Below are 24,543 nucleotides of genomic sequence, written 5' to 3' on the forward strand. Positions count from 1 at the left end.
TATTCCTTTGTGAAAGGCACAGTAGCAGCGACATTTTTGCGTTCAATTGCGCGCGCCCTGACACTTACAGGCTTGTAAATGCGGGCGGAACAGGTCACCCTTCTGTCATCCAGTTGTCATACGGCAAATCTAAGGGCGGATTGATTGATGGACAGCAATGCAGGTGGCGACGAATCGCAACAGCAGGCGAAACTCATTTCACTCTCCGGCGCACGTGATCTCCCCGTTACATTCAATCGGCGGGAACTTGATCAAATCCTCAGAATATACGGCTTCATGGTTTCAGCAGGCGAATGGCGCGATTATGCCATTGACCACCTGAATGACCGGGCTGTGTTCTCTGTGTTTCGCCGAACCAGTGAAGTGCCGATGTTCCGGATCGAGAAAAATCCGCGGCTGGCCCGCAAGCAAGGCGCCTATAGCGTGATTGCCGCGAGCGGTCTTATTCTTAAGCGCGGCACGGAGCTCGACAGGGTACTCAGGATCTTCGACAAATCGCTGCGGGTTGTGCGGAGCTAGAGCTGCTCAGCCTCTCAAAGGGGCCGGCCCCGGGAGGGTCGTGGTCCCGCCATTCATATCAAGCTGCATGAGAACCGTATCCAGCCAGCGGCCGTGCTTGAAACCCGATCCTTCAATGGTGCCGCAATGCCTGAAACCACAACTGGTATGCAGGCGCACCGACGCTGACGCAGCGTGACCATCACCGATAACAGCGATGAACTGGCGAAATCCAAGCGCTGTGCAATCGATGATCAAGCGTTGAAGCAAGGCTTTGCCCATGCCTTTGCCCTTGGCTTGCGGCGCAATGTAGATCGAATCCTCGACACTCCACCAATAGGCCGGGCGGGTACGGAAATAACTGGCATAGGCGTAGCCGCTCACGATGCCGTCCATCTCTGCCACGCTGTAGGGGAAACCATCACTGGTGATGGTATGGAACCGCTTGGTCATCTCCGCCAGCGCGGGCGGCTCGATCTCGTAGGTGGCCGTACCATGCAGAACCGCATCGCGATAGATTGCGGTGATAGCGGGCAGGTCAGCGGGCTGTGCCGGGCGGATATGAATGCTGATCATGACCGCAATCGATCGCAAAAATACCGGATGAATGCAATGCCGCCAAGAAAAAGGGCAGCGTTTCCGCTGCCCTTTTTCACTCGTTCATAACGTCCAGGATCAGTTGCGGTTGCCGAGGAACTGCAACAGGAACATGAACATGTTGATGAAGTCGAGATAGAGGCGCAGCGCACCCATGATCGCCTTGCGGCCATAGGTGTCCGAGCTGTCACCTTCATAGTACATTTCCTTGATGCTCTGGGTGTCATAGGCCGTCAGACCCGCAAAGACCAGAACGCCGATCGCAGAGATTGCAAACTGCAAAGCACTGGACTGCAGGAAGATGTTGACCACACCGGCAAGGAGAATGCCGATCAGACCCATGAACAGGAACGAACCCATTCCGGAGAGATCGCGCTTCGTCGTGTAGCCGTAGAGCGACAGCGCACCAAAGGATGCAGCGGTGATGAAGAATGTCTGCACGATGCTTCCCGATGTATAGACAAGGAAGATCGATGACAGAGAAACACCGACGAGCGCAGCATAAACCCAGAAGGTTGTCTGGGCCGCCGAAACGCTCATTTTCTCAATGCGGAAGCTCAAGAAGAACACCGCTGCGAGCGGTGCGAGCATAACAACCCAACGCAGGGGCGAGCCGTAAAGCGCCACGCCAAGGCTGGTCAGCATCTTGCCATTCGGCAATTGATGCGCGGCAAGTGATGCGTCATTGGTGGTTGCGAGATAAACAATTGCAAGCGCGGCAAGACCGGTCACTGCGAGACCGATCCCCATCAGATTGTAGACCTTCAGCATGTAGCTGCGTAGACCTTGATCGATCCCCGCGTCCACACGCACTCCGGCCGATGTACGGGCCTGGATGTTGCGATAGTCAGCCATGGTTTTCCTCATTGCTTCGTCCCGTCGGGTGTCGGGGGTTATTCCCAGGCGCCGCTGGCGGGACCCCAGCATGCCTTGCGGTGAATTATGGGGATTCAGCGGGGCGATAACAAGACCTGTTTTACTCAAGATCGCGTGTTTGGCGGGCAAATGCGGGCAAAACGCTCGCATATTACGCTTTTTTAACGATTTCAGAGGTTTCGCAGGATTGGAGCCGCCTTTTGACCAAGGATTCTCCAGGTTCCCGCTAGGCCAAATCCGACGGTCAAAACCAGCGCCAGGACCAGCGTGGAAACCGCCACTTCCGGCTGGAATGATGCAGGCAGCTTCATCACCCGCACAACCACATACCAGGCCGCCAATCCGCCCGCCAGGAGCGCGAAAGTCGCTGTCGCCAGCCCCAGGATGACATATTCGTAGCTGAATGCCTTGATCAGAGTGCGCCGCGTGGCGCCAAGGGTTTTCAGCACCACCGCGTCATGCACGCGGGCGCGGTTGCCGGCCGCAAGCGCGCCGCCGAGCACAAGGATGGAGGCGATCAGAGCCACCGACGCCGCGGCGCGGATCGCAACCGCCAGCTGTCCGACCAGCTCATTGGCAATGCTAATGGCATCCTTCACCCGCACGGACGTGACGGCGGGAAAAGCCCGGGTCACATCACGCATGACCGTGGCCTCTTCCTGTGTTGTCGCAGAGGGATCGGTGAGCGTGGCAAGCCAGGCATGCGGGGCACCGGCAAAAGCATTGGGCGAGAACACCATGACGAAATTGATCGCAAGCGATTCCCACTCCACCTGCCGGAAGTTGGCAATGCGCGCCGTGATGTTGCGGCCGAGCGCATTGACGGTGACCGTATCGCCAAGCTTGAGGCCAAGGTTACGCGCCTCCTCGGCCGAGAAGGATACCAGCGGCTCGCCGGTGTAACCTTCGGGCCACCAGGTACCCGCTGTCAGCACCGAGTTTTCCGGTATCTTCTTGGCGTAGGTAATACCGCGATCCCCACGCAACACCCATGCCCCTTCCGGCGGTATGGTCAGCTTGCCGACATCCGTGCCGTTGAAGGCAACGATGCGGCCGCGCAGCATTGGCGCGCTGACAATCTTGCCTTGCGGCGCAGCCTTCTGCAGAAGGCTGGTGAACTGGTCGACCTGCGTACTCTGGATATCGACAAAGAAAAAGTTCGGTGCCCGTTCCGGCAAGTTGCCGGCGAGCTGCTGGCGCAAGCTGCCATCGATCAACGCCAGCGTCACCAGCAGTGTCAGTCCCAATCCGAGCGACAGGACGACCGACGGCGTCAACGCGCCGGGCCGGTGAATATTGCCGATGGCAAGGCGAAGCGCCGTGGAGCGAACCCGCGGCGCACGCCGCGCCAGCCACTGTACAAGGCTGGAGACAGCGCGTAGCACAAGGAACGAAAAAGCGACCGCACCGATGAACGTGACGGCAATACGCCGGTCATAGGCGAACACCACCGCCAGGACGCAAAGCGTGGCGACAAGAACAGCCGCCACCGCGATATAGACAGGTTTTGGCCAGCCGCGCTGATCAAAACCCTGTTCGCGGAACAAGGCCGTCGCCGGAATATCGCGTGCCCGGCCCAGGGGCAGGATGGCAAACGCCAATGTGGTCAACAGGCCGAACAGTGCGGCCCACGCCAGTGCGCCCGGATAAAAGCCGCCCTTGGCTGCAATGGGCAGCACGCTCTGCAGGGCGTAGCCTGCGACGTAGGGAATGATTGCAGCCAGGATCAAGCCAGCGGCGATACCGAGCAGGGCAATCAGCACGATCTGAATGAGATAGACGGCGATGACAAACCAGCCCGGCGCACCCAGCGACTTGAACGTGGCAATGACACCGCGTTTTGCGTCGAGATAAGCCCGGACCGCATTGGCCACGCCGACACCGCCGACGATCAGTGCCGTCAACCCGACCAATGTCAGGAACTGCGAGAACCGCTCGACATTGGCACTCAGCGATGGAGCGGCATTGGATCGGCTGCGGATGGTCCAGCCGGCCTGCGGGAATTTTTCCTGCGCTTCATTGCGAATGCTTGCAATATCTGCCTCGCTGGCACCTGCCGGCAGGGCAATCTTGTAGCTGTGTTCGACCAGACTGCCCGGTTGAACCAGGCCCGCGGCGCGCAATCCGTCAAGCGAGACAAGAAAACGCGGCGCAAACCCAAAACCGTCCGACAATACATCCGGCTCGTTGTCGATCACCGCCCGCAATTCAAATGTCGCTGAGCCAAGCAAGACCCGATCACCGAGCTTCAGATTGAGCCGGTCGAGAAAAATCTGGGCAACGGCAGCGCCAAATGCACCATCCTTTTCGCCAAAGAGAGCGCCCTTATCCAGCTTCGGCGCGGTATCTAGCGATCCGTAAAGCGGATAGGCATTGTCGACGGCTTTCACCTCCACCAGAGACTGATCGGAACCATCGGCCAGCCGGGCCATGGAACGCATGTTGGCAGCGACCGCGACACGTCCTTTGCTTTCAACAAAGGCACGTTCTTCCGCATTGACCTCGCGCTGATTGAGCTGAAAGCGGATATCTCCGCCAAGTATGCCCTGCCCTTGCGTGGAAATGCCCGATGTGACCGAATTGGCCACCGAATTGACGCCGCCAATCGCGGCTACGCCAAGTGCAATGCAGGCAAGAAAAATATAGAACCCCGACAGGCCATTGCGCATTTCGCGCAATGCGAAACGCAGGGCCAGCTTGAGCGACGGCGATGCAGCGGAACCGTTGACACTCATGCGGTTTTCTTCAGTTGCGGGGCGTCTTCATCCGCCTCGATCAGTCCTGAACGGACTTTGATCTCGCGATCGCAGCGGGCCGAAAGCGCCGGATCATGGGTGACCAGCACCAGGGTGAGACCGAGATCCTTCTGTTTCTGGAAGAGCAGATCGGCGATCTGCCGGCCGGTCGTCGTATCAAGATTGCCGGTTGGCTCATCGGCAATCAGGATTTTCGGTGATGGCGCAAGGGCGCGGGCGATGGCCACGCGCTGCTGTTCGCCGCCGGACAGTTCGCCGGGATAGTGGGTGACACGGTCTGCCAGGCCGACCGCGGCCAGCTCACGCCGAGCGATCTCAAAAGCGTCGGGATGCCCCGCCAGCTCCAACGGAACAGCGACATTTTCCAGCGCGGTCATGTTGGGAATGAGGTGGAAGGACTGAAAAACGATCCCGATGTTCTTGCCGCGAAAGGCTGCCGTTGCATCCTCGCTCATCGTCTCCAGTTTTTGCCCGGCAATCTCGACTGAGCCGGAATCGATCCGCTCAAGTCCGGCCAGCACCATCAGCAAGGTCGACTTTCCCGAGCCCGAAGGCCCGACGATGCCCACCGATTGCCCGCCGACGATGGCAAGGGATATGCCCTTGAGCACATGCACCGAGGAAGCACCCGTCCCGAGAGTCAACTCAATGTGATCGAGTGTGATGACAGATTTAGTCACGAATGCAGATCCTTTACGCTATGGTCGACACTGACTTAAGTCGCATCCGGTCAGATATGGGTACCCGAACATGATATTCAAACCATTGATAAAGATCGTTGTGTCGCTCGGCCTTGTTGCCCTGCCCTCTCTGACCTTGGCCAATCAAAATCCCGTGTCCGTCCACGCTCTCTCCGTTGTCGGGTTCGGCGACAGCCTGATGTCCGGTTTCGAGCTTCCCGTGCAGGATTCCTTCACCGCGCAGCTGGAAAAGTCCTTGAAAGACAAGGGCGTCGAGATTTCGATCGCCAATGCCGGTGTCGCCGGAGATACTACGACCGGGGGCCTTGCACGCCTTGATTGGTCCGTCCCGGATGGCACCGATCTCGTCATCCTCGAGCTGGGTGCCAATGACGCATTGCGCGGCATCTCGCCGGAGATCAGCGAAAAGAATCTGGCCGAGATGATCGAAAAGCTGCAGAAGCGCAAAATTCAGGTGATACTCGCCGGGATGCTTGCTCCGCCGAACATGGGCGGCGACTACGAAGAGAAATTCAACGCGATCTTCCCGGATCTCGCCAAGAAATACGATGTTCCGCTTTATCCGTTCTTCATGGAGGGTATTGCGACACAGGCCTCGCTGCTGCAGGCGGATGGAATGCACCCGACCACCCAAGGCGTTGCGGTTATGGTGAAGGGGTTCCTTCCCATCATGCAGAAGACCATCAAACAGCCAACGGTTACCTCGGACACATCCGACACCGAGCAGTGAGGCTTTCTCTGTAGAGCCCTTGGGCAAGACAGGCCCAGGGCCTATTTGATCATCCCGATGCCCTTAACTTCAAGGGCAAGCTATCCACATTGTTGTCATCTTCACACCACATCTTGCGTGTCTTATTTGTCGCGGCGCAAAAGAATGTGAAATTGTGCCTTGCTCTTGGACTCATTCAATGATTCCCTGAGGTTACAACTCGATTCGGGGAGGATGCCTTATGCCGCGTCTCTTTACTGCCCTCGAGATCCCGAGGGACGCCGCTCTCTCACTGTCGCTCTTGCGCGGTGGTTTGCCAGGTGCCCGATGGATCGATGTTGAAAACTATCACATCACGCTGCGCTTCATCGGTGATGTCGAAGGCCATGTGGCCGACGAGGTCGCCAACGCGCTTGATCGGATAAGGCGGCCGGAATTCACCCTGCAGCTTTCGGGCGTCAACGCATTCGGGTCCAAGAAACCCCACAGCGTATTTGCCGCCGTTTCGCCCTCCCCTGATATTCAGGCATTGCATGCGGAAATCGAGCGCATTTGCCAGCGGTTGATGCTGCCGGCCGATCCGCGGAAATTCACGCCGCATGTCACGCTGGCGCGCTTGCGCAATGCCCGCAACGAAGAAGTGGCGCATTATCTCGCCTCGCGCGGCAACTTTTCCACCATGCCCTTCACCATCGGGCGCTTTGTCCTGATGTCATCACGCGATTCCGTCGGCGGCGGCCCCTACATCGTCGAGGAAGCATGGCCGCTGGAATCGGCACGCACCTATCAGAAACGCTTCGAGAGGCCTTTGGAGGCCTTGAGAACCATCCGATAAACCCGTTCGAAATCGGCCTGGGTGCCGTAATAGGGGTCGGGTATCTGACTGGCTTCGCCAAGTGCGATTTCACTGAAGAGCCCGGTCTCGGCGGTCGCATTGGCCGGTCGCCGGGCCTGAATGGCTGCGACGTTGGCGCGGTCCATGCCAAGGATCAGATCAAAACTCACGAAATCCTCCGCCTTGAGCTGCCGGCAACGCTGGTCTGAGATATCGATCCCGTGTTGCCTGGCCGCCAGGATGGAGCGCTCATCGGGCGCCTCGCCCGTGTGATAGCCATTGGTTCCGGCGGAATCGATATGGATGCCCCGGTCTTTTCCTTCTGCTGCAAGGACCGACCGGAACACACCTTCCGCCAGCGGCGACCGGCAGATATTGCCCAGACAGACAAAAAGGACAGAGCGAAGTGGATGGGTTTTCATGGGCCGTTGCACTATGGTTGGAAGCAAAGCAATGACCGTATATGAGGAAACACAGCATGGCGCGCAACCGGTTAAATCCCAGCGAACTCGACAAGGCATTGCAGGAGCTGACCGGCTGGTCCAGGACTGGTGACCGCGAGGCAATCAACAAATCATTCAAATTCAAGGATTTCAACGCGGCATTCGGCTTTATGGCCCGTGTGGCCCTTATCGCCGAAAAGATGGACCATCATCCCGAATGGTTCAATGTCTACGATCGCGTTGACGTCACCCTTGCCACCCACGACGCCGATGGCATCACTGAACTTGATGTCACAATGGCCCGGGCGATGGACCGTTTCGCCGCCCTTTGACGATAATATCGACAAAACTCTTGCAGCAACAGGCGTGTCTTCCCATGTTGTCTCCTGAACAGACCAGAAGGAAGAGGAATGGACGACGTCAAGATTGGTGAAATTCTGCGGCCGGGCAGCACGTATGAACAGCGTGCCCGCGAAGAAACCGTGCGCGCCCGGTTCTGGAAAACTGCGCGCAAGGCCGCCAAGTCCATCCCCTTTCTCGACGAAGTGATTGCCGGGTATTACTGTGCCTTGGACCCTGCAACTCCGACATGGGTTCGCGGTACGCTTTTTGCCGCGCTTGCCTACTTTGTCATGCCGTTCGACATCATTCCCGATTTCATTGTGGGCCTTGGCTTTACCGACGACGCTGCGGTGCTGATGGCTGCACTGAATGCCATTCGCAACCATGTGACACCAGCGCATCGTGAGGCGGCAAAGAAAGCAATCGAGAACCTCGACAAGGACAACTAGGATATCGGGCGGTAAGTCCGGAGAATCCGGAACCATTACCAGCCGTTTTTGCATCACATCCGCGTGATGGGATGAATTGTCAAAGTGTCGCCGCTTTTATTCCGCTGGAGTGCCACCGTGGGATTTTGCACGGACAACGTGATCTTCTCGCTGACAAAATCGCTTTTTTGACCCCGTCTTCACCGTTTGGTAACCCAGATTAAGTCAAATTAAGAGAAAGCGAACTGGACAGTGGGGCCTGGCGGCTCTTGCCGGTTCGTCAGTTATGAAATGAACGATAAAAACTGGTAGGTAACATGTTTGGAAAATCAATCGCAGCGACCTCTGTGCTCATGCTTGGGCTGACAGGGACGGCTCTTGCCCAGACCCCAAGTCAGATCAGCCAGTTCAACGCATGGGGCGCCTATAGCTACCAGCAGGGCAAGGGCAAGGTTTGCTATGTCCTGTCCGTACCGGTCGACAAGCAGCCAGCAAAGATTGATCACGGTGACAACTTCTTCATGGTCAGCCAGAAGCCCGGCCAGAACGTCAGCTTCGAACCGCAATTCAAGGCCGGGTACGACCTTCAGGTCAATTCGAAAGTGACGGTCACCATCGATTCACGCAGCTTCTCCATGTTCACCAATGGCAGCCATGGCTGGATGGAAAACGCAGCGGAAGAACCCCAGCTTGTGGCGGCGCTGCGTACCGGCCATACCATGTCCATCGCCGCGGTTTCCAAGCGCGGGACAAAGACCAGCTACACCTATTCGCTCAAGGGCGTATCGGCGGCGCTCAAAGCCATCGCCACCTGCAAGTAAACCGCCTGAATCTTCTTTTTTGCAGAGGCCGGACAGCACGTGTCCGGCCTTTTTGCTTGTGGAGGTGACGGAACGGCCAGAACATGATATGAGCCGCGCTTCACTAGAGAACGTTAGAAAACCCAATGTCCGTTTTGCCTGAGACACAGTCCTTCGCCCGGGAGAAATCCCGTGATGCCATGCTTGCCGCCATGAATGGCAAGCCGACACTGATCGGCCTGTCCCGTGCGGAGATGGGCGAGGCTTTGGCCGAAATCGGCGTAGCCGAGCGTCAGGTCAAGATGCGCGTCGCCCAGCTCTGGCACTGGCTCTATGTCCGCGGTGTATCGGATTTTGCCGATATGCTCAACATTTCCCGCGATATGCGCGAGCTCCTCGACCGGCATTTCACCATTGCCCGGCCAGAAATCGTCGAGGAACAGATTTCCACTGACGGCACGCGCAAATGGCTTTTTCGCTTTCCGCCGCGCGGTGCCGGCCGGCCGGTGGAGATCGAAACCGTTTATATTCCCGAGGAAGGCCGCGGCACGCTGTGCATTTCCAGCCAGGTCGGCTGCACGCTCACATGCTCCTTCTGCCATACGGGCACCCAGAAACTGGTGCGCAACCTGACGGCGGAAGAAATTCTCTCGCAGTTGCTGATTGCCCGTGACCGGCTCGGCGATTTTCCGGACCGGAACACACCGGACGGTGCCATTGTTCCCGCCGAAGGCCGCAAGGTCTCCAATATCGTCATGATGGGCATGGGCGAACCGCTCTACAATTTCGAGAACGTCAAGAAAGCACTGCTGATTGCCTCCGACGGTGACGGCCTATCTCTGTCGAAGCGGCGTATCACGCTGTCGACATCGGGCGTCGTGCCGGAGATTTATCGCACCGGTGAGGAAATCGGCGTCATGCTTGCCATTTCCCTGCATGCGGTAAACGATGACCTGCGCGATATGCTGGTGCCGATCAACAAGAAATATCCGCTCAAGGAACTGCTGGATGCCTGCCGGGCCTATCCAAGCCTGTCCAACTCCAAGCGCATTACTTTCGAATATGTGATGCTCAGGGGGGTGAACGACTCGCTGGCTGATGCCAAGGAACTGGTGCGCATGCTGAAAGGCATTCCCGCCAAGATCAATCTCATTCCCTTCAACCCCTGGCCTGGCGTCAATTACCAGTGCTCGGAATGGGAGCAGATCGAGAAATTCGCTGACTACGTCAACAATGCCGGTTATGCTTCACCCATCCGCACCCCCCGAGGCCGCGATATTCTGGCGGCATGCGGTCAGCTGAAGTCGGAATCGGAACGAATGAAGAAGACAGAGCGTTTGGCATTTGAGGCTGCCATGATCGCAGGGCACGGTGAAGATTGAGCCAGATCGCCTTCTATATCTTCCGCTTTGCCCTGATCGTTTTCGGTTTCGTTTGCGCGACCTTCGCCGCATCGTTGTTTCTCAACCTTCTCTGGCTCGGCAGCACGGAAGCCATCGGAAGCGAAGGCCCATTCCTGTATTCCACGGTTCCGATCTTTGCCACGATGATTGGCTACAGCGTCTTCATTCCCGCCTGTATCCTCATCTTGTTTGCTGAACTGACCGCGTGGCGGGACTTGTTGTTCTACGCCCTTGGCGGTGCAGCGACCGCCGTTGTCATCATCGTCTGGAAGTGGCGGCCACAGACCGAAGACATCGACACATTCGCGGCCATCCTCGCCACCGGCGTTGTCGGGGGCTTTGTCTATTGGCTTGTTTCCGGGCGAAGCGCCGGGCTGGTGATGCCCCCGCGCTCCGGCGGCCCCACCGCATAGAGGCGCCTACTTCGCCTGAGCCATCAGGATTTTTGTCGCAAAGGCCGAAAACACCCCGGCAAACAGCCAATCGGTCACCCGCGTAACCGTCGGGTTCTTCTTGAGAAGACCGGCAAACCGGTCAGCCGCAAGAATCATCGGCGTTACCACCGGCAAAGACAGCGGGATGAACAGCAGGCCAAGGAAGAAAAGCTTGCCCGGCGCATGCGGATCGCTTGCCGACACGAACTGCGGCAGAAACGTCATGAAGAACAGGATGATCTTGGGGTTGAGCAGATTGATGCCGATCCCCGTCAGCCAATTCTGGAACAATGTGTGCGACGGGCCGCTCTTCTTCTCCGGAGAAAAGGCTGATCCCTTGCGGATAGCCTGAAAGGCGAGCCACACGAGATAACCCGCACCAACGACTTTCAGCGCAAGGAATGCGGATGGCGATGCGATAATCAACGCGGAAAGGCCGAGTGCGACCATTGTTGTATGCACCACAATTCCGCAATTGGCACCGGACAGACACGCAAACCCGGCCGCTTTTCCCTCGGAAAGAGCCCGCCCCACGAAAAGCGTCATATCGGGACCCGGAGTAATCGAAAGAACAAAGGTTGCAATCGCGAACTGCAGGATAATCGGCCATTCGGGAATGAAGGTCATGGGAGGCTCCGTCGAAAAACTGGGGGAAGCTAACGCGGAACCGTCCTTTTGGCCACCCGATTCTGAGGGGTCTAGCGATTTCCCCGATCCGCCGCGGCATCAGCCAGATTCGCTGCGCGCATTTCTGCTGTCATGCGCTGCACGAGACCGCGAAATTGCGCGAGGGCCGGTGCCGGATGCGTCTGCCGCATGGCCAGAAGCAACGGGGCTATCAGTTTGGAACTGCCCGCAACCGCCCGGTAGGCGATATCGTCGCCGCCAAGGCGCCGCATCGATGCAGGCACGAGGGAAATACCGAATCCTGCAGCCACCAGGCTCAGCGTTGCGGTCAAGCGCGGTGCCTCCTGCGCGACAGCCGGGCTGAACCCCGCCTCCCGGCATGCGGTCAGAATGGTGTCATAGAGGCCTGGCCCTGCGGTGCGGCGATAGAGAATGAAGGGTTCGGTGGCCAATTCTGTCAGCAGCAGCCGCGAGGCAGTATCCCGCGCCAGCCTATGCCCCATCGGCAGCGCGACGAGCATCGGTTCCTCCAGCACGGCATCGATCCGCAGGCCCGGCGTGCGTCCTACGGGAGAGCGAATGAAGGCTGCGTCGAGCCGTTCATGCATGAGCGCATCCACCAACTCAGCCGTACCGGCTTCTTCCAGCACGACGGAAAGTTTCGGCAGGCTTTCATGAAAAGCCCGCAACGCTTTCGGCACGAAAGGATGCAGGGCAGCAGAGCTGGTGAAGCCGATGGCCAGACGGCCCTGTTCGCCGCGTGCCGCCCGGTGAACCATATCGGCAACACCATTGGCGCGCTCCAGAATGATCTTGGCTTCATCAAGCAGCACTTTTCCGGCCTCGGTGGGACGAACGCCGCGCGGCATGCGGTGCATCAGGAGTACACCCAGTTCCGCCTCCAGCCCCTGCAGGAGCCGCGTCAGCGGCGGTTGCTGTATACCCAACCGCTCGGCAGCCCGCGTCACATGGCCTTCCTCTGCCAAGACAACAAAAGCGCGAAGACGCCGCAGATCAATCATTACCATACCTTAAAAGTATTGAAATCGTAAAAAGTATGCATTGGAAATCATAAGGCAGAAAGCCTATTCTGCCAATGCACTGCTTTGGGGCCAAGCGATGCGCCATGACTTGCCCCTATCGTCCCCGCCTATCCGGCGGGCAACAAAAAGGAAACCCGTTGTGAGCTGGTCAGCCGAACAATATGTGAAATTTGAAGATGAGCGGACACGTCCAGTCCGCGATCTCCTGACGGCAGTACCCGGCGTATACGCCCGATCCGTGATTGATATCGGTTGCGGTCCCGGCAATTCCACGGAAGTCCTCATTGCCCGTTTTCCCAGGGCAGTTGCAACGGGAATGGACAGCTCCGAGGATATGGTCAAAGCAGCCCGCAAACGGCTTCCTGAAATCCGCTTCGACGTCGCTGATATCGCACGATGGGATGCACAGGGACCCTATGATGTCATTCTTGCCAATGCGGTGCTGCAATGGCTTCCGGACCACGCCACCCTGTTGCCAGCCCTTGTCAGCAAACTGGCCGTGGACGGCAGCCTCGCAATCCAGATTCCGAACAATCTGGATGAACCCACACACCGTCTGATACGGGAAATAGCCGCTGACGGCCCATGGGCGGCCAAACTGGCAGAATCGGCAGGGCAAAGGTCGCCGCGGCAGAGCGCGGAGTGGTATTACCGAATCCTGCGGCCGATAGCGTCCAGGGTTGATATCTGGCAAACCACTTACCACCACCCGCTTGCCGGAGGAGCTGCAGCCGTGGTCGAATGGTTTAAAGGAACGGGCCTGCGGCCATATCTGGACCCGCTCAATGAAACCGAACGGGCGTCCTATCTCAAACGGTATACGGACGCAGTTGCGGAAGCTTATCCGGCTCTGCCTGACGGCACGGTTTTGCTGCCTTTCCCGCGGCTTTTCATGGTAGCTACCCGCTAAGGCGGCATTCACGCCCTATCTGAGGCACGGATTTTCCATACCCATGGCGGCCCAATGGCCGCTATTTGCATTTAAGACATCAAAATACTGACATTGCGCGGCCTTAATTAAATACTTTTCTGCAGTCACTGGAAAAATATGCTCTGTAATGACACTGCAATCATCGCAAGCCAGAACAGGCAAGTTTTTCAGCCTTTGAGAGCCGCATGGTCTATTACCGAACAACATCTGCTTCATGCGGTAAAGCGCTCTATGGCTTCGGCGTTTGGAGCCAGCCAGCCCTTGCGATCAGCCTTATCCTCGTGTGGGCGGCCCTGGCCATCCTGTTTAACCGCGCGCCTGAGATCGACAAGGCCGTTTCGTCGTTTTTCTTCCTGAGCTCTGACTGCATCGCCACTGCGACCGCAAAAATTTGCGGGGATTTTCCTGCCGCATCGGTGCCGCTTTTCAAGACACTGCGGCGTGTCTTCTATGCCCTGCCCATCGTGGCCGCTTCGGTGGTCGTCACCATCGCGCTGCGCGATGTTGCCTCCGGTCTCCGCTGGAATCACGAGCGCATTCGCATATCAATCGTATCGCTTCTTACGCTGGCCATTGGCCCCGGTCTGTTGGTCAACGCATTCATGAAGGAATTCATCGGACGTCCGCGGCCCGCGAACACATGGCTTTTCGGCGGGGAGCAGCCCTTCGTGGCGGCGGCTGAATGGTCGCACGTCTGCCAGCACAATTGCTCCTTTATTTCCGGGGAAGCTGCCGGGATAGCTTGGCTTGTCTGCCTTTTGCCCTTGTGGCCCCATCAGACAAGGAAAAAGCTCATGTGGCCCATCGCTGCTATCATCATAACCACCGATTTCCTTCGCGTTGCTTTTGGCCGGCACTATCTCTCCGACGTCGTCCTTGGGTCTCTTTCAACCGTGATTGTCTTCTGCGTGCTGACCACGATTTGCGAGTCATGGACGGGGCATTGGCGTGGCACATCCAAACAGAGAATCAAGTAACCGCTGAAACCGCATAGTACGTCCCCTGTTGAAGACATAAATTTTTATTGGCGCTACTGTTCGTTCGGTTTATTAAAACTGAGGGGACAACAACAAGCGCGACAATCAGACGATGCTTCAGAAGAATCCAAGCCTGAGCATTTCGGACGATGCGGTGGATTCGGCTGCAAGCCGGCGCTTTGTTCTCATGTTGGCCTTGGCCCTGATCGTGAGCCTTCTCCCGCTTGCCAGCAACCTCATCACACATTTTCCCGACGAACGCCATTACTCCAATGGTGCTGTCATCATGCTGCACACGGGCGATTACCTGACACCGCATACGGCGGAGGGCGATGTCCGGCTGAAAAAGCCGCCCCTCACATACTGGATGAGCGCAGCCGGTATGAAAATCTTCGGGATCTCCGTGCTCGGATCGCGCTTCCTGTGGCTGATAGCCGGGGCGGCCACGCTGCTGATCACGTTCTGCCTGGCCCGCACTATCACGCGCAATGACCGGACGGCATTGCTTGCAGCTTCGCTTCTGGCAACGAATGCCGTCTTCCTGCGCGCCTGTGTCAACGCCATTCCTGACATGCCCCTGACCATGTTCATGCTCATCGGCATGCTCGGCTTTGTCGGCCTTCTCTTCCGTGATGACCATCACCACGTCTACGGCATTCTTGCCTATGCGGGTACGGGATTGGCGATCCTGGCCAAGGGCCTCCTTCCCGTGGCAATGCTCGGCTACATCCTGGTCTATTGCATGGCCGTGCCGGCGCTGCGGCAGCGCAGCCATCGCCTGTGGCAGCCCCTGACAATCGCCGTGTGCCTCGGCATCGTCGGCGTCTGGTTCATCTATCAGTCTCTGCACACACCAAGTATGCTTTCGGCCGATTTCGTTGCCGACCAGATTTCAGACAAGATCAATGTCAATCCGGATATCATCGCCATGGGATTGATCCACAGCTTCGCTGGCCTCATCGGTCCGACATTTGTCTGGCTGGGGTTGCTTTTCTATGGCGCGCGGAAAGCGGGACTGAGACTGGAGAGGGATTCACTCAACGGCATAGCCCCCTTCTTCCTCGGCTGGATCATTGCCGTTTCGATTATTTTTTCCCTCAATAGCCTTCCCTCTCACCGTTACGTCATTCCCGTTATACCGCTGCTTTGCGTGCTTCTCGCCTGCGGGTTTCAGGAAGTGACAGATCCCCGCTTCGAAAAATTGGTTCGGCGGGTATTGCGCATCATCATCCTGTTTGCAGCCATCCCTATCGCCGGCGTATTCTTGGTCGGGATGCAATTGCTGTCGCCACTATATGTGGCAGGATTGGCAGCCGGGATCGCAGGCGTCATGACGACGCTGTGGGTCGTTAACGCCGGCCTGAAAATGCATGGTCTGGCAGCCTCCGCCGCCGTGCTTGCCATGGCCAGCACATTAGCCGTTACCCCCGTTGCAAAGGCTCTGCTTGTACCGGACATCGGCAAGCCTCTCGCGGCGAGGATCAACACATTGCATCTCCAGGAGAACCAAGTCCTCTTCGTCGGACCCGTGCTGGACGCTGCGAAAATCCGGCTTCACGCCAATTTTGATGCACAATTCAGGCAAACGACCGTGTTTCCGCCTGCAGAGATTGATCCCGGCGTGAAAGTTGTTCTTTCGACCGACAAGCACATTGCAGATGCATTGGCACAACGAGGTTTTGCCGTGGAGGAGGTTACAGCCGGCTGGCGGCGCATTCACATGCAGGATTTCATTTCCGCGCTGAAAACGGGCACGTTGCAGGAGGCCCGTGAGCGATATGGTGAGCACGGTTACGTGGCTATCCGCAGCTGATTTCCCCGTGCAGGTCCGCTGCAGCCAAAGCCGATCTTGCCAACATCCCCTCACCTGATAAAAGAACCTCCATCTTCACCAAACGACAGCGAGACTGCACAGCGGTCAGGGAAACAGAATGAACAAGTGGAAAGACGTCAAGAAAGTCGTGCTGGCCTATTCCGGCGGTCTCGATACATCGATTATCCTCAAATGGTTGCAAACGGAACTGGGTGCGGAAGTCGTTACCTTCACTGCCGATCTCGGCCAGGGCGAAGAGCTGGAACCAGCGCGCAAGAAAGCCGAAATGCTCGGCATCAAGGAAATCTATATCGAAGATGTGCGTGAAGAATTCGTGCGCGACTTCGTGTTCCCGATGTTCCGTGCCAATGCCGTCTATGAAGGCGTCTATTTGCTCGGCACGTCCATTGCACGGCCGCTGATTTCGAAGCATCTCGTTGAGATTGCCGCCCGCACCGGAGCCGATGCCATCGCCCATGGGGCGACCGGCAAGGGCAATGACCAGGTTCGTTTCGAGCTTTCCGCCTATGCGCTGAATCCTGATATCAAGGTTATCGCCCCGTGGCGCGACTGGACATTCAAGTCACGCACCGATCTTTTGGAATTTGCCCGCGAACACCAGATTCCGATCGCCAAGGACAAGCTCGGCGAAGCCCCCTTCTCCGTCGATGCAAACCTGCTACACTCCTCATCCGAAGGCAAGGTTCTGGAAGATCCGTGGCAGGAAGCGCCGGAATACGTGCATCAGCGCACGATTTCGCCGATGGAAGCGCCCGACAAGGCCACGGAAATCGAAATTGCCTTCGAGAAGGGCGACGCCGTCGCTATCGATGGCAAACCGCTTTCGCCGGCAACATTGCTGAAAACGCTCAACGATCTCGGCCGCGACAACGGTATCGGTCGCCTTGATCTGGTCGAGAACCGTTTCGTTGGCATGAAATCGCGCGGCGTTTACGAAACCCCCGGCGGCACGATCCTTCTCGCTGCCCATCGCGCCATGGAGTCGATCACATTGGATCGCGGTGCAGCGCACCTCAAGGATGAGTTCATGCCACGCTATGCGGAACTGATCTACAATGGCTTCTGGTATTCGCCGGAACGCGAAATGCTGCAGGCCATGATTGACAAGAGCCAGGAAGATGTGGAGGGCGTCGTGCGCCTGAAGCTGTACAAAGGCAATGTCATGATATCCGGCCGCAAGTCGAAGAAGTCACTTTATTCCGATGCGCTCGTGACTTTCGAGGATGATCGCGGCGCCTATGATCAGAAGGACGCGGCGGGCTTTATCCGCCTCAACGCCCTGCGCCTGCGCACGCTGGCTGCCCGCAAGCGCAACAGCTGATCCTGCAAATATCGACTGAGAACGGGGCGCAAGCCCCGTTTTTTGTTGGCTGACCATTGGATATACTTTCGTGCCGCGCTTTCTGTGCCTGCCGACTTGTGATCACTCGATTGCGAGCTTAGATGTTAAAGCCAGAGTTCATCAGCCATGACGGAGCCTTCCCATGTCCTCACAGAAACCAGCCATCAATCCTGCACTGACGGACTGGACCGGACCGCTCGGACTTCCCGACTTCACTGCCTTCACCGACGACGATTTTGCCCCGGCCTTCGATGCGGCACTTGCGGCCGATCTTGCCGATGTTGACGCGATCATCAACCATCACGAGGCACCGACCATCGACAATACGCTGAAGGCCTTGGAGCTATCCGGCGAAGGTCTCAACCGCGTCTCTTCCATTTTCTGGATGCGGGCCGGGGCCAATACCAACGACACCATACAGGCGTTGGAGCGCGTCATCGCGCCCAAGATGTCCCGTCACTATTCGTCCATCATGATGAACCCGCAGCTGTTTGCCCGTATTGACTCGCTCTACGAACAACGCGATTTCCTCGGCCTTGACGCCGAAACGGATCGCGTTCTTGAGAAGACATGGAAGGGCTTCGTACGCAGCGGCGCGCGGCTGGATGAGCAAGGCAAAGCACGTCTTGCAGACATCAATGAGAAGCTTGCGGGATTTGGCGCACAGTTTGGTCAGAATGTCCTGAAGGATGAAGCCGACTGGGCGCTTTTCATCACCGATGAAGCGCAGATGAAAGGCCTGCCGGACTTCGTGCGTGCTGCCATGCGCGGTGCTGCCGAGGAACGGGATCGGCCGGACGCCTGGGCGGTTACCCTTTCGCGTTCGATCATTGAACCTTTCCTGTCCTTCTCTGAAGACCGCGGCCTGCGGGAAAAGGCGTTTCGTGCCTGGGCCGCGCGCGGCGAGAACGGCGGAGCAAGCGACAACCGTGCAATTGTTGCCGAGATGGTGGCGCTGCGTGCAGAAAAGGCCAAGCTGCTCGGTTATCACAGTTTTGCCGCCTACAAACTTGACGACACCATGGCCAAGACACCGAAGGCCGTTATGGACCTGCTCGAACCGGTGTGGGACAAGGCGCGCAACCGCGCTGCCGAAGAAGAGATTGATCTGGAACGCCTGATCGCCGCCGAGGGGCGCAACCACAAGGTTGCTCCATGGGATTGGCGGTTCTACGCAGAGAAACTGCGCAATGAGCGCTTTGCATTCGACGAGGCGGAACTGAAACCATACCTGCAGCTGGAAAAGATCATCGAAGCTTGTTTCGACGTGGCAACCCGGCTCTTTGGCATCCGCTTTGAAGAGAAGACCGGCATTGCGACCTGGCATCCCGATGTGCGGGTGTGGGAGGTCCAGAATCCGGATGGCAGCAGCCGCGGTGTTTTTCTGGGCGATTATTTCAACCGCCAATCCAAGCGTTCAGGCGCCTGGATGAGCGCATTGCAATCGCAGCACAAGCTCGACGGCGGCCAGACGCCGATCATCTACAACGTCATGAATTTCGCCAAACCGCCGAAGGGTGAGCCCGCGCTTCTTTCGTTGGATGGTGCACGCACCCTCTTCCACGAGTTCGGCCATGCTTTGCACGGCCTATTGTCCGACGTGACGTGGCCGGCCGTGTCGGGCACATCGGTTTCGCGCGACTTTGTCGAACTGCCTTCGCAGCTCTACGAACATTGGCTGACGGTACCCGCAGTTCTGGAAAAATATGCGGTCCACTACCGCACTGGCGAGGCGATGCCCAAGGCGCTCCTCGACAAGGTACTGGCGGCCAACACCTTCAATGCCGGGTTCAACACGGTAGAATTCACCTCGTCAGCGCTGGTCGACATGGCTTTCCATGCGGACGGCACACCGCCAACCGACCCGATCCAGTTCGAGGCTGACACGCTGAAAAGTCTGTCCATGCCCGACGCGATCATCATGCGTCATCGCACGCCGCACTTTACGCACGTCTTCTCCGGCGACGGCTATTCCGCCGGGTATTATTCCTACATGTGGTCGGAAGTGCTGGATGCCGATGCGTTCAAGGCATTCGAGGAAACCGGCGACGTGTTCAATACCGACCTCGCCAAGAAGCTCAAGCAATATATCTATTCGGCTGGCGGTAGCCGCGACCCGGAAGAGCTCTACAAGGCTTTCCGCGGCAAGATGCCAACACCCGATGCGATGATCGAGAAGCGCGGTCTTGCCTGACCCAAGTAAAAACCCGCCGCGCTGAAAACACGGCGGGTTTTTCATGTCAGCGGATCATGCCTTGGCGAAAGCCAACAGGTCCTTGTTAAGCTGATCCTTGTGGGTGGTTGCCAGACCATGCGGAGCGCCCGGATAAATCGTAAGCTTCGAGCCCTTGACCAGTGTCGTGGCGATTTTGGCCGAGTCATCAATCGGCACAATCTGATCATCGTCGCCGTGGACGAACAGGGTCGGCACGTCGAACTTCTTCAGATCTTCGGTGAAATCAGTCTCCGAAAATGCCTTGATGCAATCGAGCTCGTTCTTCAAACCACCCTGCATACCCTGAGCCCAGAAGGCATCGCGTACACCCTGCGAGACCTTGGCGCCGGGACGATTGGCTCCGTAAAACGGCGCTGTCAGATCCTTGAAGAACTGCGAGCGGTCCGCAGTCACACCGGCGCGAATGCCATCGAACACTTCCATTGGCAGGCCGCCGGGATTGGTGGCGGTCTTCAGCATCAACGGCGGAACGGCCCCAACCAGTACGGCCTTGGCAACACGCTTGGTGCCGTGGCGGCCGATATAGCGGGCGACCTCACCACCGCCCGTGGAATGACCGACCATGATGGCGTCTTTCAGATCAAGCTTCTCGAAGAGTTCAGCCAGATCATCCGCATAAGTGTCCATGTCATTGCCGTTCCAAGGCTGACTGGAACGGCCGTGGCCGCGCCGGTCATGGGCAATGGCGCGGTAGCCATTGGAGGCGAGGAAGACCATCTGGTCTTCCCAGGCATCGGCATTGAGCGGCCAGCCATGACTGAATACGACGGGCTGTCCCATACCCCAGTCCTTGAAATAAATCTCGGTTCCATCCTTGGTGATAAACGTGCTCATGGTCTTGTGCCCTTTCGCGGCTTCCTTGGATTTGGTTTTGCTGATCTTGTCTGCTGCGTCTGCGTCGCCGACCTTGAGGCTGACAGCCGCGACAAGAGCCGCCGTCGCTGTCAGGAAGGAACGGCGTGATGTCAGTCCGGTCTTGCTCATGGTCTTCATTCCTCTGCCAACGCCTGCGGCGTCTTAATTGAGCGAGATACGGACCTTCAGATTGCTTCGGGTCGCTTCGGAATAGGGACAAACGATGTGGGCACCATCAACGATCTCACGGGCGGTGGCTGCCTCGATCCCCGGCAGCGATACGGCCAGAGCCACATCAAGGCCAAAGCCCTTGCCATCGTCGCGCGGGCCGATACCCACGGTTGCCGTGACCGATGTGTCATCGGCGAGCTTGATCTTCTTCTGCGCGGCAACAAACTTCATTGCGCCGATAAAGCAGGCGGAATAGCCCGCAGCAAAGAGCTGCTCCGGATTGGTGCCTTCGGCGCCGTTACCGCCCAGTTCCTTCGGTGTCGATAGCGTCACCTTCAGGCGGCCATCTTCACTCGATGCAGTGCCGTCACGTCCGCCCGTTGCTGTCGCTTTGGTTGTGTAGAGAATGCTCATCGTAGGCTCCTTTGGTTGAGTTGGGTTGTTCGATGCATATTAAGTTGCACACAATTAAATTGTACGCAATATGAAATTATGCATAAGTTATGAAAAATTAAATGATGCGCAATTTAATTGCTTTGTGTATTGTAAGCGGGAATACAAATGGAGTGATGACGATGGAGAAGACAGGTTTAAACGATCAGGAATCCCTCCTTAGCCTGGAGAACTTCCTGTGCTTTGCCATCTATTCCACGGCCAATGCGGTGACGCGGGCCTATCAGCCCCGCCTCGCGGCGCTGGGCCTGACTTATCCGCAATATCTTGTCATGGTTGTCCTCTGGGAAGAGGAAAACCAGACCGTCAAGGCAATCGGCGAGAAGCTCAGCCTGGACTCGGGCACGCTCACGCCGTTGCTTAAGCGCCTGGAAACGGCTGGTCTGATCACACGCCGCCGTGACACGGTGGACGAAAGACAGGTCTTGATTGGCTTGACCGCAGACGGGCGTGCAATGCGCGCACGCGCTGAGGCAGTACCTGTCGCCATGGGCAAGGCTTTCGGCTGCACCATGGACGAAGCAAAGTCCCTGCGATCGGAACTGATCGTCATGCGGGACAATCTGATTGAAAGCATTGAAGAGGTGAAGTAGCCGCCCGGCTATTGTCTCAGGCCGACTTGTAAAGGGGCAATTGCAGGCGGATTCGGGCGCCGCGCCATGGCCCGGTCAATATGTCAACGCGACCGCCGTGCAGCCGCGCAATCTGCCGCGTCAGGTTAAGACCAAGACCGGCACCGCTGGAACGCGGCCGCAAGCGATAAAACGGCTCGAACACGTGTTCATGCTCTTCCTCGGGAATACCCGGTCCTTCATCGCGAACCTCAATGCCACCCGCTTTGTCCACCAGCACGGTGATTGTTCCCGTCCCGTCGCAATGTTCGATGGCATTGCGGATAAGGTTGGCCACGGCTTGTTCGATTTGCAGGGCATTGACCTGTGCGCGGACGCTTTTGGGTGCCGGTTCGAATGAAAGATCGTAACCGGCGGCAATCGCCAATGGCGCGAAGTCCGCCACGATCTGCCCCGTCAGTTCGACCAGATCGACAACTTCACCCGGCCCCACCGGCTGGTCGAGCAATTGCCGGTCGAGCAATTGCTGCGCCAGATGAGAGAGACGCTCAATGTCCTGCAGCAAACGGGCGCTTTGCGGATCCTCTGTCAGAAGCTCGGCGCGTGTACGCAGAATCGCGATAGGAGTTCGCAACTCATGCGCTGCGTCCGTCAGGAAGCGATTGTGCTGATCATATCCTTGGCCAAGGCGTGCAAGCGCGTGGTTGAAGGCTTGGACCAGCGGTGTGATTTCCGACGGCACCTGTTCGATCGGCAGTTGCATGGCGCGGTTGTTGATGTCGATACGTCCGGCCTGGCTGGCGATGGCAACCAGACCGGCCAGAGAGCGGCGCACCACCGCCGGCGTTGTCACCAGCGTTGTTACGCCCATGACAATGATGATGGGCAGAAGCAGTGCGACGATGACGATGATCAGAACAGGAATAACCCTGATCCAGGCTGTGGTTCCATCCGGATTGCGCGCCATATCGACCTGCATGTCGATATTGACTTCCAGCCCTTCGTTCTCATCCCGCGATGCACGGGTTGACGTAATGACCTGTATCGGTCCCGCCTTGGTATCAATCTTCGAAACCACCGCCTCGGGTCGCAGATCGCCCTCTCGAAAACCGAGCGTCGCATGATCCACGGCTTTCAGGAGATCACTGGTATCATTGCCATAACCGACGGGAACGTCACCACGTTGGACAGCCTGACCATTCGTGTCGCGTGCTATGTACCAAAGTTTCGGAAATTCCTGCAGAAAGGTTTTTAGCTCTTCCGTCTCATGGACGATCAGTTTGCCATCGGCATCCCTGTCGATTGCGCTCTTCAGAATGGCAACCGCCGCCTCATTGTCGATGAGCAGCCGCGGATTGGCCACCCACAACACCAATGTGAACAGGCCGATAAAGATGAGCAATGTCGCCGCCTGCAGCAAAATGAGCCTGCGTACCAGAACCCATTGCAATGAGCGCGGGCGGATTTTCTTCATACAATTGCCCGTAACAGATAGCCGAGATTGCGTATAGCCCGTATCTCGACACCTGCCGACACATCCTCCAGCTTGCGTCTCAGCCGCGATACATGCGCGTCAAGCGCGTTGGATCCGATTTCATCGTCCATGGCATAGACGGATTCCTCAAGTGTCGCGCGCAGAACTGTCCGGCCGGGGCGGCGGATCAGCGTCTCAAGCACCAATCGCTCGCGCCGCGGCAACTCCAGCGGCTGATCTTCTATCAGCGCCTCCCGGTGGCGAAAATCATAGGTAAGGCGCCCGATAACCGTTTGTTCCGCGCGCAGCGTGAACGGACGCCGATGCAATGCCCGCAACCGGGCCATCAGCTCTTCCGTCGCGAAGGGCTTTACCATGTAATCGTCGGCCCCCGCATCGAGCCCGGCAACACGATCACTCAGGCTGCTCATGGCGGTCAGCACGATGACCGGGGCATCGACATGCAGCGCCCGCAGTCTTGGGATCAGACTGAGGCCTTCGCCATCAGGCAATCGCCGGTCCAGCACGACAGCATCATAAGGGCCAAATTTTGCCATGGCCTCGGCGTCGGCCAATGTCGATACATGATCGACGACCACATCGCGACGCTCCAGCGCGGCCTTCAGGACCGAAGCCATTTCCGGCTCGTCCTCAAGCAGCAAGATGCGCATTTGAATTCTCCGTTCGTAGAAAGTCGGCAGCAATACCGATTGTGGCGGTCAAATCTCTACCATGCCTCGCAAGCAAAAGCAGTGTCACTCACTCGGCACGGCCGCCGGCGAGGATGCTTACTCACACTCCAGTTTTGGTTTACGGAAGTTGGTGATGTACCAGCGGCCGCCCGACGACCGCGCATAGAACGTATAGAAGCACTCCTTCAGTTCGACATAGCTTGGCGTTTCCGTTTCGATATATCGCCTGCCATGCCTTGTATCGCGAACTTCACCAGTGGATGTGCCGGATACGGCATTGGTCGATATCTTGCGCCACTGGTACGCGCGTTCGCCTGGCCCCAGATCGAGGACTTCGGTCGGCGGCCCGTAGTCGATAACCACGGATTCCAGCGGCTGCCCGATATAATTCTTCATGATATCGGACGCACACCCGGCCAGAACCGCTGCAGCCAGTACGAAACCGGCTCCGATTGCCCGCTTGCAATTACGAGCATTGCGTGTCGACATGTGGAAGATTCCCATCAAAAATATT

The 24,543-nt window shown here is 57.6% G+C and carries 26 protein-coding genes; 14 read left to right on the forward strand and 12 right to left on the reverse strand.

Annotated features, from left to right (window positions below; genetic code table 11):
* Positions 1 to 147: 147 nt before the first annotated feature.
* Positions 148 to 519 carry a DUF2794 domain-containing protein gene (locus J1W56_RS14140; protein ID WP_223613908.1) on the forward strand — a complete coding sequence of 124 codons (372 nt, stop codon included), beginning with the start codon at positions 148 to 150 and terminating at the stop codon, positions 517 to 519.
* 6 nt (positions 520 to 525) lie between these two features.
* Here J1W56_RS14140 and J1W56_RS14145 read toward each other — a convergent pair whose 3' ends face one another.
* The 4 genes from J1W56_RS14145 to J1W56_RS14160 form a co-directional block, all read right to left on the reverse strand.
* On the reverse strand, positions 526 to 1,074 hold the full coding sequence (locus J1W56_RS14145) for a GNAT family N-acetyltransferase (RefSeq protein WP_223613909.1): 549 nt from the start codon (positions 1,072 to 1,074) through the stop codon (positions 526 to 528).
* Positions 1,075 to 1,173: 99 nt separating this feature from the next.
* A complete protein-coding gene (locus J1W56_RS14150) occupies positions 1,174 to 1,950 on the reverse strand; it encodes a Bax inhibitor-1/YccA family protein (RefSeq protein ID WP_223613910.1) in 777 nt (258 codons plus the stop codon).
* A gap of 191 nt (positions 1,951 to 2,141) precedes the next feature.
* Complete coding sequence (locus tag J1W56_RS14155; protein ID WP_223613911.1) at positions 2,142 to 4,706, reverse strand: ABC transporter permease; 2,565 nt, start codon at positions 4,704 to 4,706, stop codon at positions 2,142 to 2,144.
* On the reverse strand, positions 4,703 to 5,407 hold the full coding sequence (locus tag J1W56_RS14160; RefSeq protein ID WP_223613912.1) for an ABC transporter ATP-binding protein: 705 nt from the start codon (positions 5,405 to 5,407) through the stop codon (positions 4,703 to 4,705). Before J1W56_RS14160 ends, J1W56_RS14155 begins: the two co-directional genes overlap by 4 nt.
* 70 nt (positions 5,408 to 5,477) lie before the next feature.
* Between J1W56_RS14160 and J1W56_RS14165 the strand changes: the two genes are divergently transcribed.
* Complete coding sequence (locus J1W56_RS14165; protein ID WP_223613913.1) at positions 5,478 to 6,158, forward strand: arylesterase; 681 nt, start codon at positions 5,478 to 5,480, stop codon at positions 6,156 to 6,158.
* A gap of 220 nt (positions 6,159 to 6,378) precedes the next feature.
* A complete protein-coding gene (gene thpR, locus J1W56_RS14170) occupies positions 6,379 to 6,972 on the forward strand; it encodes an RNA 2',3'-cyclic phosphodiesterase (RefSeq protein ID WP_105734179.1) in 594 nt (197 codons plus the stop codon).
* Here thpR and J1W56_RS14175 read toward each other — a convergent pair.
* The gene (locus J1W56_RS14175) at positions 6,924 to 7,394 is read right to left on the reverse strand and encodes a low molecular weight protein-tyrosine-phosphatase (protein ID WP_223613914.1); all 471 of its coding nucleotides are present in this window, start codon (positions 7,392 to 7,394) and stop codon (positions 6,924 to 6,926) included. The two genes, thpR and J1W56_RS14175, sit on opposite strands and share 49 nt — an antisense overlap.
* Positions 7,395 to 7,450: 56 nt before the next feature.
* Here J1W56_RS14175 and J1W56_RS14180 point away from each other — a divergent pair, with 56 nt between their 5' ends.
* The 5 genes from J1W56_RS14180 to J1W56_RS14200 all read left to right on the forward strand — a co-directional run bounded on the left by J1W56_RS14180 (position 7,451) and on the right by J1W56_RS14200 (position 10,801).
* Positions 7,451 to 7,747, forward strand: a complete 297-nt coding sequence (locus J1W56_RS14180) for a 4a-hydroxytetrahydrobiopterin dehydratase (protein WP_223613915.1) — start codon at positions 7,451 to 7,453, stop codon at positions 7,745 to 7,747.
* A gap of 78 nt (positions 7,748 to 7,825) precedes the next feature.
* Positions 7,826 to 8,206 (forward strand): YkvA family protein, encoded by a 381-nt coding sequence (locus J1W56_RS14185; RefSeq protein ID WP_223613916.1) that lies wholly within the window; start codon positions 7,826 to 7,828, stop codon positions 8,204 to 8,206.
* Between the two features lie 296 nt (positions 8,207 to 8,502).
* Positions 8,503 to 9,006, forward strand: coding sequence for an invasion associated locus B family protein (locus tag J1W56_RS14190; RefSeq protein ID WP_223613917.1), 504 nt, complete (start codon positions 8,503 to 8,505; stop codon positions 9,004 to 9,006).
* Positions 9,007 to 9,185: 179 nt separating this feature from the next.
* Positions 9,186 to 10,367, forward strand: a complete 1,182-nt coding sequence (gene rlmN / locus J1W56_RS14195) for a 23S rRNA (adenine(2503)-C(2))-methyltransferase RlmN (protein ID WP_223614135.1) — start codon at positions 9,186 to 9,188, stop codon at positions 10,365 to 10,367.
* Entirely contained in the window at positions 10,364 to 10,801 is a 438-nt protein-coding gene (locus tag J1W56_RS14200) for a hypothetical protein (protein WP_223613918.1), read from the forward strand. Before rlmN ends, J1W56_RS14200 begins: the two co-directional genes overlap by 4 nt.
* Before the next feature lie 6 nt (positions 10,802 to 10,807).
* Here the strand turns inward: J1W56_RS14200 and J1W56_RS14205 are convergent, their stop codons facing one another.
* Both J1W56_RS14205 and J1W56_RS14210 read right to left on the reverse strand, forming a co-directional pair.
* On the reverse strand, positions 10,808 to 11,449 hold the full coding sequence (locus J1W56_RS14205; RefSeq protein WP_223613919.1) for a LysE family translocator: 642 nt from the start codon (positions 11,447 to 11,449) through the stop codon (positions 10,808 to 10,810).
* 71 nt (positions 11,450 to 11,520) lie between these two features.
* A complete protein-coding gene (locus J1W56_RS14210; RefSeq protein WP_223613920.1) occupies positions 11,521 to 12,471 on the reverse strand; it encodes a LysR family transcriptional regulator in 951 nt (316 codons plus the stop codon).
* 97 nt (positions 12,472 to 12,568) lie between these two features.
* Here J1W56_RS14210 and tam point away from each other — a divergent pair, with 97 nt between their 5' ends.
* The 5 genes from tam (at position 12,569) to J1W56_RS14235 (ending at position 19,770) form a co-directional block, all read left to right on the forward strand.
* A complete protein-coding gene (tam, locus tag J1W56_RS14215; RefSeq protein ID WP_223613921.1) occupies positions 12,569 to 13,402 on the forward strand; it encodes a trans-aconitate 2-methyltransferase in 834 nt (277 codons plus the stop codon).
* Between the two features lie 206 nt (positions 13,403 to 13,608).
* Positions 13,609 to 14,400, forward strand: a complete 792-nt coding sequence (locus J1W56_RS14220) for a phosphatase PAP2 family protein (protein WP_223613922.1) — start codon at positions 13,609 to 13,611, stop codon at positions 14,398 to 14,400.
* Positions 14,401 to 14,512: 112 nt separating this feature from the next.
* Positions 14,513 to 16,213: an ArnT family glycosyltransferase gene (locus J1W56_RS14225; protein WP_223613923.1), complete on the forward strand. Its 1,701-nt coding sequence runs from the start codon at positions 14,513 to 14,515 to the stop codon at positions 16,211 to 16,213.
* Between the two features lie 118 nt (positions 16,214 to 16,331).
* Positions 16,332 to 17,555 (forward strand): argininosuccinate synthase, encoded by a 1,224-nt coding sequence (locus J1W56_RS14230; protein WP_223613924.1) that lies wholly within the window; start codon positions 16,332 to 16,334, stop codon positions 17,553 to 17,555.
* A 163-nt stretch (positions 17,556 to 17,718) separates the two neighbouring features.
* Positions 17,719 to 19,770: a M3 family metallopeptidase gene (locus tag J1W56_RS14235; protein WP_223613925.1), complete on the forward strand. Its 2,052-nt coding sequence runs from the start codon at positions 17,719 to 17,721 to the stop codon at positions 19,768 to 19,770.
* 54 nt (positions 19,771 to 19,824) lie between these two features.
* On the opposite strand, the gene J1W56_RS14240 is transcribed toward J1W56_RS14235, so the two are convergent.
* Positions 19,825 to 20,805, reverse strand: a complete 981-nt coding sequence (locus J1W56_RS14240; RefSeq protein WP_404928136.1) for an alpha/beta fold hydrolase — start codon at positions 20,803 to 20,805, stop codon at positions 19,825 to 19,827.
* A gap of 24 nt (positions 20,806 to 20,829) precedes the next feature.
* The gene (locus J1W56_RS14245; RefSeq protein ID WP_223613926.1) at positions 20,830 to 21,252 is read right to left on the reverse strand and encodes an organic hydroperoxide resistance protein; all 423 of its coding nucleotides are present in this window, start codon (positions 21,250 to 21,252) and stop codon (positions 20,830 to 20,832) included.
* Positions 21,253 to 21,413: 161 nt separating this feature from the next.
* Here J1W56_RS14245 and J1W56_RS14250 point away from each other — a divergent pair, with 161 nt between their 5' ends.
* Positions 21,414 to 21,884, forward strand: coding sequence for a MarR family winged helix-turn-helix transcriptional regulator (locus tag J1W56_RS14250; protein ID WP_374042660.1), 471 nt, complete (start codon positions 21,414 to 21,416; stop codon positions 21,882 to 21,884).
* A gap of 16 nt (positions 21,885 to 21,900) precedes the next feature.
* Here J1W56_RS14250 and J1W56_RS14255 read toward each other — a convergent pair whose 3' ends face one another.
* The 3 genes from J1W56_RS14255 to J1W56_RS14265 all read right to left on the reverse strand — a co-directional run bounded on the left by J1W56_RS14255 (position 21,901) and on the right by J1W56_RS14265 (position 24,518).
* Positions 21,901 to 23,337, reverse strand: a complete 1,437-nt coding sequence (locus J1W56_RS14255; RefSeq protein WP_223613927.1) for a sensor histidine kinase — start codon at positions 23,335 to 23,337, stop codon at positions 21,901 to 21,903.
* Positions 23,334 to 24,008, reverse strand: a complete 675-nt coding sequence (locus J1W56_RS14260; RefSeq protein ID WP_223613928.1) for a response regulator — start codon at positions 24,006 to 24,008, stop codon at positions 23,334 to 23,336. The genes J1W56_RS14255 and J1W56_RS14260 overlap by 4 nt, the downstream gene beginning before the upstream one ends.
* Before the next feature lie 117 nt (positions 24,009 to 24,125).
* On the reverse strand, positions 24,126 to 24,518 hold the full coding sequence (locus tag J1W56_RS14265; protein ID WP_223613929.1) for a hypothetical protein: 393 nt from the start codon (positions 24,516 to 24,518) through the stop codon (positions 24,126 to 24,128).
* Between the last annotated feature and the right edge of the window lie 25 nt (positions 24,519 to 24,543).

Origin of the sequence: Phyllobacterium calauticae, from assembly GCF_019991125.1 — a bacterium.
Taxonomy (GTDB): Bacteria; Pseudomonadota; Alphaproteobacteria; order Rhizobiales; family Rhizobiaceae; genus Phyllobacterium; species Phyllobacterium calauticae.

Bases quoted from the DNA above. Each gene is read 5' to 3' on its own strand.
- J1W56_RS14210 (WP_223613920.1), bottom strand. From the start codon at position 12,471: ATGATTGATCTGCGGCGTCTTCGCGCTTTTGTTGTCTTGGCAGAGGAA.
- J1W56_RS14185 (WP_223613916.1), top strand. From the start codon at position 7,826: ATGGACGACGTCAAGATTGGTGAAATTCTGCGGCCGGGCAGCACGTAT.
- J1W56_RS14220 (WP_223613922.1), top strand. From the start codon at position 13,609: ATGGTCTATTACCGAACAACATCTGCTTCATGCGGTAAAGCGCTCTAT.
- J1W56_RS14165 (WP_223613913.1), top strand. From the start codon at position 5,478: ATGATATTCAAACCATTGATAAAGATCGTTGTGTCGCTCGGCCTTGTT.
- J1W56_RS14230 (WP_223613924.1), top strand. From the start codon at position 16,332: ATGAACAAGTGGAAAGACGTCAAGAAAGTCGTGCTGGCCTATTCCGGC.
- tam (WP_223613921.1), top strand. From the start codon at position 12,569: ATGCGCCATGACTTGCCCCTATCGTCCCCGCCTATCCGGCGGGCAACA.
- J1W56_RS14155 (WP_223613911.1), bottom strand. From the start codon at position 4,706: ATGAGTGTCAACGGTTCCGCTGCATCGCCGTCGCTCAAGCTGGCCCTG.
- J1W56_RS14235 (WP_223613925.1), top strand. From the start codon at position 17,719: ATGTCCTCACAGAAACCAGCCATCAATCCTGCACTGACGGACTGGACC.
- J1W56_RS14180 (WP_223613915.1), top strand. From the start codon at position 7,451: ATGGCGCGCAACCGGTTAAATCCCAGCGAACTCGACAAGGCATTGCAG.
- J1W56_RS14245 (WP_223613926.1), bottom strand. From the start codon at position 21,252: ATGAGCATTCTCTACACAACCAAAGCGACAGCAACGGGCGGACGTGAC.
- J1W56_RS14240 (WP_404928136.1), bottom strand. From the start codon at position 20,805: ATGAAGACCATGAGCAAGACCGGACTGACATCACGCCGTTCCTTCCTG.
- J1W56_RS14175 (WP_223613914.1), bottom strand. From the start codon at position 7,394: ATGAAAACCCATCCACTTCGCTCTGTCCTTTTTGTCTGTCTGGGCAAT.
- J1W56_RS14265 (WP_223613929.1), bottom strand. From the start codon at position 24,518: ATGTCGACACGCAATGCTCGTAATTGCAAGCGGGCAATCGGAGCCGGT.
- J1W56_RS14255 (WP_223613927.1), bottom strand. From the start codon at position 23,337: ATGAAGAAAATCCGCCCGCGCTCATTGCAATGGGTTCTGGTACGCAGG.
- J1W56_RS14205 (WP_223613919.1), bottom strand. From the start codon at position 11,449: ATGACCTTCATTCCCGAATGGCCGATTATCCTGCAGTTCGCGATTGCA.
- thpR (WP_105734179.1), top strand. From the start codon at position 6,379: ATGCCGCGTCTCTTTACTGCCCTCGAGATCCCGAGGGACGCCGCTCTC.
- J1W56_RS14260 (WP_223613928.1), bottom strand. From the start codon at position 24,008: ATGCGCATCTTGCTGCTTGAGGACGAGCCGGAAATGGCTTCGGTCCTG.
- J1W56_RS14225 (WP_223613923.1), top strand. From the start codon at position 14,513: ATGCTTCAGAAGAATCCAAGCCTGAGCATTTCGGACGATGCGGTGGAT.
- J1W56_RS14140 (WP_223613908.1), top strand. From the start codon at position 148: ATGGACAGCAATGCAGGTGGCGACGAATCGCAACAGCAGGCGAAACTC.
- J1W56_RS14150 (WP_223613910.1), bottom strand. From the start codon at position 1,950: ATGGCTGACTATCGCAACATCCAGGCCCGTACATCGGCCGGAGTGCGT.
- rlmN (WP_223614135.1), top strand. From the start codon at position 9,186: ATGCTTGCCGCCATGAATGGCAAGCCGACACTGATCGGCCTGTCCCGT.
- J1W56_RS14190 (WP_223613917.1), top strand. From the start codon at position 8,503: ATGTTTGGAAAATCAATCGCAGCGACCTCTGTGCTCATGCTTGGGCTG.
- J1W56_RS14145 (WP_223613909.1), bottom strand. From the start codon at position 1,074: ATGATCAGCATTCATATCCGCCCGGCACAGCCCGCTGACCTGCCCGCT.
- J1W56_RS14250 (WP_374042660.1), top strand. From the start codon at position 21,414: ATGGAGAAGACAGGTTTAAACGATCAGGAATCCCTCCTTAGCCTGGAG.